The 7,800-nt window shown below is 55.4% G+C and carries 6 protein-coding genes; all 6 read left to right on the top strand.

Annotation, left to right across the window (positions count from 1 at the left end; genetic code table 11):
* The first annotated feature begins 109 nt into the window (after positions 1-109).
* Positions 110-559 carry a 50S ribosomal protein L11 gene (gene rplK / locus ACEQWH_RS12790; RefSeq protein WP_209355376.1) on the top strand — a complete coding sequence of 150 codons (450 nt, stop codon included), beginning with the start codon at positions 110-112 and terminating at the stop codon, positions 557-559.
* Positions 559-1,257: a 50S ribosomal protein L1 gene (gene rplA, locus ACEQWH_RS12785; protein WP_370231467.1), complete on the top strand. Its 699-nt coding sequence runs from the start codon at positions 559-561 to the stop codon at positions 1,255-1,257. Before rplK ends, rplA begins: the two co-directional genes overlap by 1 nt.
* A gap of 118 nt (positions 1,258-1,375) precedes the next feature.
* Complete coding sequence (locus ACEQWH_RS12780; RefSeq protein WP_370231465.1) at positions 1,376-2,269, top strand: methyltransferase domain-containing protein; 894 nt, start codon at positions 1,376-1,378, stop codon at positions 2,267-2,269.
* Positions 2,270-2,613: 344 nt separating this feature from the next.
* Complete coding sequence (gene rplJ / locus ACEQWH_RS12775) at positions 2,614-3,132, top strand: 50S ribosomal protein L10 (RefSeq protein ID WP_370231463.1); 519 nt, start codon at positions 2,614-2,616, stop codon at positions 3,130-3,132.
* A gap of 75 nt (positions 3,133-3,207) precedes the next feature.
* Positions 3,208-3,591, top strand: coding sequence for a 50S ribosomal protein L7/L12 (rplL, locus tag ACEQWH_RS12770; RefSeq protein WP_370231461.1), 384 nt, complete (start codon positions 3,208-3,210; stop codon positions 3,589-3,591).
* 237 nt (positions 3,592-3,828) lie between these two features.
* Positions 3,829-7,800 (top strand): DNA-directed RNA polymerase subunit beta (gene rpoB, locus ACEQWH_RS12765; RefSeq protein ID WP_370231459.1); only part of this gene is annotated, 3,972 nt, incomplete at its 3' end.

The following is a 7,800-nucleotide window of genomic DNA, read 5'->3' as shown; positions in this document are numbered from 1 at the left end:
TGGGGTGTCTTATCTCGTGGGAGAAAGAGGGGTCGCGATCCCGATCTCGGACCACGCACCATAGAACCGGGTGGAACGCGTTTCACCCACGGTGAAAAGGAAAAATCAGATGGCGAAGAAGCTGGCTGGTACAATGAAGCTGCAGATCCCTGCAGGTCAAGCCAACCCATCCCCGCCCGTCGGCCCTGCTTTGGGTCAGCGCGGCATCAACATCATGGAATTCTGCAAAGCGTTCAACGCGAAGACACAGGAAATGGAACAAGGTGCGCCTTGCCCAACCGTGATCACCTATTATCAGGACAAGTCCTTCACCATGGACATCAAGACGCCTCCTGCGTCTTACTACCTGAAAAAAGCTGCTGGCCTGAAGCCAGTTGGCAAGCGTAACCGTCCTCGTGGTGCTGAAAACCCAGGCCGTGAAACCGTTGCATCCGTATCTGTGAAGCAGGTTCGTGAGATCGCCGAAGCGAAGATGAAAGACCTCTCCGCAAACGACGTCGAAGCAGCAATGCAAATCATCATGGGTTCCGCGAAATCCATGGGCATCGAGGTGAAGTAATGGCGAAACTCGGTAAACGTACCCGCTCCGCACGCGAAGCATTTGCTGGCAAGTCCGACGTCTCTGTTGAAGAGGCTGTCTCTCTGGTCAAAGGCAATGCGACCGCGAAATTCGACGAAACTGTCGAGATCGCCGTACAACTGGGTGTTGACCCACGTCACGCAGACCAAATGGTTCGCGGCGTTGTTGGCCTGCCAAACGGCACCGGCAAATCCGTACGCGTTGCGGTTTTCGCACGTGGCCCAAAAGCTGAAGAAGCTCAGGCTGCCGGCGCAGACATCGTTGGCGCAGAAGACCTGATGGAAACCATCCAGGGCGGCACCATCGACTTTGATCGCTGCATCGCGACCCCTGACATGATGCCAATCGTTGGCCGTCTGGGTAAAGTTCTTGGCCCACGTAACCTGATGCCAAACCCTAAAGTTGGCACAGTGACCATGGACGTTAAGGCTGCTGTTGAAAACGCCAAAGGCGGCGAAGTTCAGTTCAAAGTCGAAAAAGCCGGTGTTGTACACGCAGGCGTCGGCAAAGCGTCCTTCGGCGAAGACAAGCTGGTCGAGAACGTTCGTGCCTTCATGGGCGCAGTTCTGAAAGCCAAGCCAGCAGGCGCAAAAGGCGCTTACGTCAAGAAGATCGCACTGAGCTCTACAATGGGCCCAGGCGTGACCATCGACGTGGACAACGCTGCTGCGGAATAATCCCAGTTGATATCTTTTTGAAAAGGCGCCCTTCGGGGCGCCTTTTTGCTTTTGACATGCGTGACTGAATACCTCACACAAATTGCATGTTTACTCATTCCACTTTGTAGGGGGCGTGATGCTCTACACACTTCCATTTACCAGTTACCCGATCAAAGGGGCCGAGATGCCCTGTCCTGTGTGTGGCAGCCAATCCTCCGAAGTGATCGCGACCAAAGACCGCCGGCTGAAAATCCTACCGCATGTGAAATGCACGGACTGCGGGATGGTGCGTCATCAGTTTATGCCGTCCGAGGCCGAGCTGGGGGAATATTACCGTTCGCAGTATCGTGCCGATTATCAGCAGGCCGACGGTGGGCCGTCTGATCGGCATGTGGCCAAACGGCATGTTGAAGTCGACCGCAGATTGCCACGTATCACGGCGCATTTGCCAAAAGGCGCGCGGTTGATCGATTTCGGCTGTGGGTCTGGCGAGTTCGTCGAACGCGCGATTGCAGACGGTCTGGACGCGCAGGGGTTCGAGCCGGGGTCGGACTATGCGACCTATGCAAGTACGAAACAGGGCTTGCCCGTGCAAAACTGTGGTTGGCAGGAATTCGAACTGGACGCCCCCGTCGATGTGGTGACGACATTCCATGTGTTTGAGCATTTGCTGGATCCAATGGCTGCCGTAGCGCAGGTGACGTCTTGGCTGAAAGACGACGGCTATTTTTACATCGAAGTGCCGAATGCGAAAAACGGGCTGGATCTGAAAGGATTTGGCAGCCTGCACATGGCCCACACGCTTGGGTTTGCACGCTATAGCCTCGAGCTGTTGGGGGCGCTAAACGGTTTGAAGGTGGTCGAAGTTTTTGATGAATATGACATCGGGATCATCTTTCAAAAAGGCACGCCCCGGGCCATTGAAGAGATCAAAGCCGACGCCGCCGCCGAGTTTGCGCAGGTCGATAAATCGACGGTTCATGCGCGGTTTTGGGGCTACACTTTCGGCAAGCTGAAAAAGAAACGTTAACGGGTTTGCCTGCGTGTGTGTTATTCTTGGGTCAAGCCTACGCAAAGGCAGGTCAAAAAAGCTGACAAACAAGTCAGCTTAGCTCTTGTTCTGTGTCTTAATCCATCCTAAATGAAGCTTTCACAAGTCAGCGTACGATTCGTCGTGCGCTGTTTTGTGTTTCGTCCAAGACGGTGAGTGGGGGTTTCCCTCTTAATATCTTGCCTGAGACGGGAAAGACCAGATTGACCGGGGGCTTGACCTCGGGCGGTTTTGGCTCAGCCCCGTAGCGGACCTGAACGCTGGGCTGACGCTCGGCAAATATGAGCCGGAGGGCATAAGCCTTCCAAATTTGGAGTGAAACTGTGGATAGAGCACAAAAAGAGAAGGTGGTCGAGGAACTCGGCCAGATCTTTGAAAGCTCTGGCGTCGTCGTGGTTGCCCACTACGAGGGTCTCACTGTTGCTGACATGCAGAATCTGCGCGCAAAAGCGCGTGATGCAGATGCTGCTGTTCGTGTTGCCAAAAACAGGCTCGCCAAAATCGCCCTTGACGGAAAGCCTTGCGAAAGCATGAGCGAATACCTGACGGGTATGACTGTTCTGACCTATTCCGAAGACCCTGTTGCGGCCGCTAAGGTTGCAGAGGACTTCGCCAAAGAGAACTCGAAATTTGAGATCCTCGGCGGTGCAATGGGTGAGAATGCTCTGGATCGTGCTGGCGTTGAAGCCGTGTCCAAGATGCCTTCTCGCGAGGAGCTTATTGCTTCCATCGTGGGCTGCATCGGCGCACCTGCTTCCAACATCGCTGGCGCAATTGGCGCACCTGCAAGCAACATCGCATCCATTCTGTCTACCATCGAAGAAAAGGCAGAAGCTGCGTAAGCAACTTATTGAGAACCGCGTATTGGCAATTGCCTGAACGTTGGAACACAAACCTGATAACGGAAAGAAGCTAAAATGGCTGATCTGAAAGCACTGGCGGAAAGCATCGTAGGTCTGACCCTGCTGGAAGCACAAGAACTGAAAACAATCCTCAAAGACGAGTACGGCATCGAGCCAGCAGCCGGTGGCGCTGTTATGGTTGCCGGCGCAGCAGGCGGCGACGCAGTCGGTGCAGCAGCTGAGGAAAAAACTGAATTTGACGTAATTCTGAAAGCCGCAGGCGACAAGAAAATCAACGTCATCAAAGAAGTCCGCGGCATCACTGGCCTGGGCCTCAAAGAAGCAAAAGAGCTGGTCGAAGCTGGCGGCAAAGCCGTCAAAGAAGGCGTCGACAAAGCAGAAGCAGAAGACATCAAAGCGAAGCTGGAAGCAGCTGGCGCAGAAGTCGAGCTCAAGTAATCTTAGCCGGGTTTTCCCGGTTTGGATGTCTGGCAGGGTGCGGAAAACCGTTCCCTGCCGTACCTGTCTTAGAAAGACCCTTATAGCGTAGGGGTTTTTCTAAGACGAGGTTCAAGGATCGAGTGGTGCGTGGTGGGACACACACCGAGAATGGATCCGATCGTCTGTCTCGAAAGGGCGGGGTGCCGGGGCCCGACGGCGCGCTCTCCCATTGAGAAAAGAAAGGTGTCATCGCACATGGCTCAAACCTACCTTGGCCAAAAACGCTTGCGTAAATACTACGGCAAAATCCGCGAAGTTCTGGATATGCCGAACCTTATTGAGGTTCAAAAATCTTCTTACGATCTGTTCCTGCGCTCCGGCGATGCTGAACTGCCGCTAGACGGCGAAGGCATCAAAGGCGTGTTCCAGTCGGTTTTCCCGATCAAGGACTTTAACGAACAGTCTGTTCTGGAATTTGTCGACTACGAGCTGGAAAAGCCGAAGTACGACGTCGAAGAATGTATGCAGCGCGACATGACCTACAGCGCACCGCTGAAGGTTACTCTGCGTCTGATCGTGTTCGAAGTTGACGAAGACACGGGCGCAAAGTCCGTCAAAGACATCAAAGAGCAAGACGTCTTTATGGGCGACATGCCTCTGATGACGCCAAACGGCACTTTCGTTGTCAACGGCACCGAGCGTGTGATTGTCAGCCAGATGCACCGCTCTCCGGGCGTGTTCTTTGACCACGATAAAGGTAAAACCCACTCATCGGGTAAGCTATTGTTCGCATGCCGCATCATCCCATATCGCGGCTCTTGGCTGGACTTTGAGTTTGACGCCAAAGACATCGTCTTTGCCCGCATCGACCGTCGCCGTAAGTTGCCTGTGACCACCCTGCTTTATGCGCTGGGTCTGGACCAGGAAGGCATCATGGATGCCTATTACGACACCGTCGAATACAAACTGGAAAAGAACAAAGGTTGGGCAACCAAGTTCTTCCCGGATCGTGTGCGCGGCACGCGTCCGCTCTATGATCTCGTTGATGCCGCAACCGGCGAAGTGATTGCCGAAGCCGGCAAGAAAGTCACGCCTCGCGCGGTTAAGAAACTGATCGACGAAGGCTCTGTCACCGAGCTGCTGCTGCCTTATGAGCAGATCGTTGGCAAGTATGTTGCGAAAGACATCATCAACGAAGAAAACGGCGCGATCTATGTCGAAGCGGGCGATGAGCTGACGCTGGAATATGACAAAGACGGCGACCTGATCGGCGGCACTGTCAAAGATCTGATCGATGCGGGCATCACCACGATCCCTGTTCTGGACATCGACAACGTCAACGTGGGTCCATACATGCGCAACACCATGGCGCAGGACAAAAACATGAACCGCGAAACCGCGCTCATGGATATCTACCGCGTGATGCGTCCGGGCGAGCCACCCACCGTTGATGCAGCCTCCGCGCTGTTTGACACGTTGTTCTTCGACAGCGAGCGCTATGACCTGTCTGCGGTTGGCCGCGTGAAAATGAACATGCGTCTGGCTCTGGATGCAGAAGACACCATGCGCACCCTGCGCAAAGAAGACATCGTGTCCTGCATCAAAGCGCTGGTTGAGCTGCGTGACGGCCACGGCGATGTCGACGACATCGACCACCTTGGCAACCGTCGTGTGCGCTCTGTTGGCGAATTGATGGAAAACCAGTATCGCGTTGGTCTGCTGCGCATGGAGCGCGCGATCAAAGAGCGTATGTCTTCTGTCGAGATCGACACTGTGATGCCACAGGATCTGATCAACGCGAAACCAGCGGCGGCTGCGGTGCGTGAATTCTTCGGCTCTTCCCAGCTGTCGCAGTTCATGGACCAAACCAACCCGCTGTCCGAAGTGACGCACAAACGTCGCCTTTCGGCGCTTGGCCCAGGTGGTCTGACACGTGAACGTGCGGGCTTTGAGGTGCGCGACGTTCACCCGACCCACTACGGTCGTATGTGTCCGATTGAAACGCCGGAAGGTCCAAACATTGGTCTGATCAACTCGCTGGCAACTTTTGCGCGCGTGAACAAATACGGCTTTATCGAAACGCCATACCGTAAGGTTGTCGACGGTCAGGTCACCGATGAGGTGAACTATATGTCCGCGACCGAAGAAATGCGTCACACCGTGGCGCAGGCGAACGCGACATTGGATGCGGACGGCAAGTTCATCAACGAGATGGTCAACACCCGTCAGTCCGGTGACTATACAATGGCCCCAGTCGGCGCGGTCGATCTGATCGACGTCAGCCCGAAACAGTTGGTCTCTGTGGCAGCATCGCTGATCCCATTCCTTGAAAACGACGACGCGAACCGGGCGCTTATGGGCTCGAACATGCAACGTCAGGCGGTTCCACTGCTGCGCGCCGAGGCGCCTCTGGTTGGGACTGGCATCGAGGAGAAAGTGGCGATCGACTCTGGCGCGGCGATCCAGGCGAAACGCGGCGGTATCATCGACCAAGTTGACGCACAGCGTATCGTTATCCGCGCGACCGAAGACCTCGAGCTGGGGGATGCGGGCGTTGACATCTATCGTCTGCGCAAGTTCCAGCGTTCTAACCAAAACACCTGCATCAACCAGCGTCCGCTGGTGAAAGTGGGTGACACGGTTGGCAAAGGCGAAGTGATTGCCGATGGCCCGTCCACCGATATGGGGGAACTGGCACTTGGTAAGAACGTGGTCGTCGCGTTTATGCCTTGGAATGGCTACAACTACGAAGACTCCATCCTGATCTCCGAGCGTATCGCGCGTGACGACGTCTTTACGTCGGTTCACATCGAAGAATTCGAAGTGGCTGCACGTGACACCAAGCTTGGCCCAGAAGAAATCACCCGCGACATTCCGAACGTCGGTGAAGAAGCGCTGCGTAACCTCGACGAGGCCGGCATCGTTTACATCGGTGCGGACGTCGAGCCGGGCGACATTCTGGTCGGTAAGATCACGCCAAAAGGTGAAAGCCCAATGACGCCAGAGGAAAAACTCCTCCGCGCGATCTTTGGTGAGAAAGCCTCTGACGTACGCGACACCTCGCTGCGTGTGAAACCAGGTGACTTTGGTACGGTCGTAGAAGTTCGCGTCTTTAACCGCCACGGTGTGGAAAAAGACGAACGTGCGCTTCAGATCGAGCGTGAAGAAGTCGAAGCTCTGGCACGTGACCGCGACGACGAACTCGCGATCCTTGATCGGAACATCTATGCGCGTCTGAAAGACATGATCATGGGCAAAGTGGCCGTGAAAGGCCCGAAAGGCGTCAAGCCGAAGTCCGTGATCGACGACGAGCTCCTGGAAACTCTGACCCGCGGTCAGTGGTGGCAGCTGGCGCTTGAAGACGAAGATGATGCGCAGATCGTAGAGGCTCTGCATGAGCAATACGAAGCGCAGAAACGCGCGCTGGATGCACGTTTCGAGGACAAGGTCGAGAAAGTCCGCCGTGGCGACGATCTGCCTCCGGGCGTTATGAAGATGGTCAAAGTCTTTATCGCGGTGAAGCGTAAGCTGCAGCCGGGCGATAAGATGGCGGGTCGTCACGGGAACAAAGGTGTTATTTCCAAGGTTGTACCTATGGAAGACATGCCGTTCCTTGCGGATGGTACTCCGGTTGACTTCTGTCTGAACCCACTGGGCGTTCCATCGCGGATGAACGTTGGTCAGATCCTTGAGACACACATGGGCTGGGCCGCACGCGGTCTGGGCATCAAAGTGGACGAGGCTCTGGGTGAATACCGTCGTTCTGGCGATCTGACCCCAGTGCGTGAAGCCATGCATGACGCCTATGGCGACAACGTCTATGACGAAGGCATCGCAAATATGGACGAAGGCGCTCTGTTGGAAGCGGCGGGCAATGTGACCCGTGGTGTTCCAATCGCAACGCCAGTCTTTGACGGCGCCAAAGAAGGCGACGTGAACGACGCTCTGGTTCGTGCTGGTTTCGATCAGTCCGGTCAGTCGATCCTGTTTGACGGCCGCACAGGCGAGCAGTTTAGCCGCCCGGTTACCGTCGGCGTGAAATACCTGCTGAAACTGCACCACCTTGTGGACGACAAGATCCACGCGCGCTCTACTGGTCCATACTCGCTGGTCACCCAGCAGCCTCTGGGCGGTAAAGCGCAATTCGGTGGTCAGCGTTTCGGGGAAATGGAAGTCTGGGCTCTGGAAGCTTACGGCGCAGCCTACACCCTGCAGGAAATGCTCACC

Source organism: Cognatishimia sp. (assembly GCF_964229375.1).
Taxonomy (GTDB): domain Bacteria; phylum Pseudomonadota; class Alphaproteobacteria; order Rhodobacterales; family Rhodobacteraceae; genus Cognatishimia.
The sequence above is the reverse complement of the archived record's forward strand: the minus strand, read 5'-3'. Positions and strand labels throughout refer to the sequence as shown.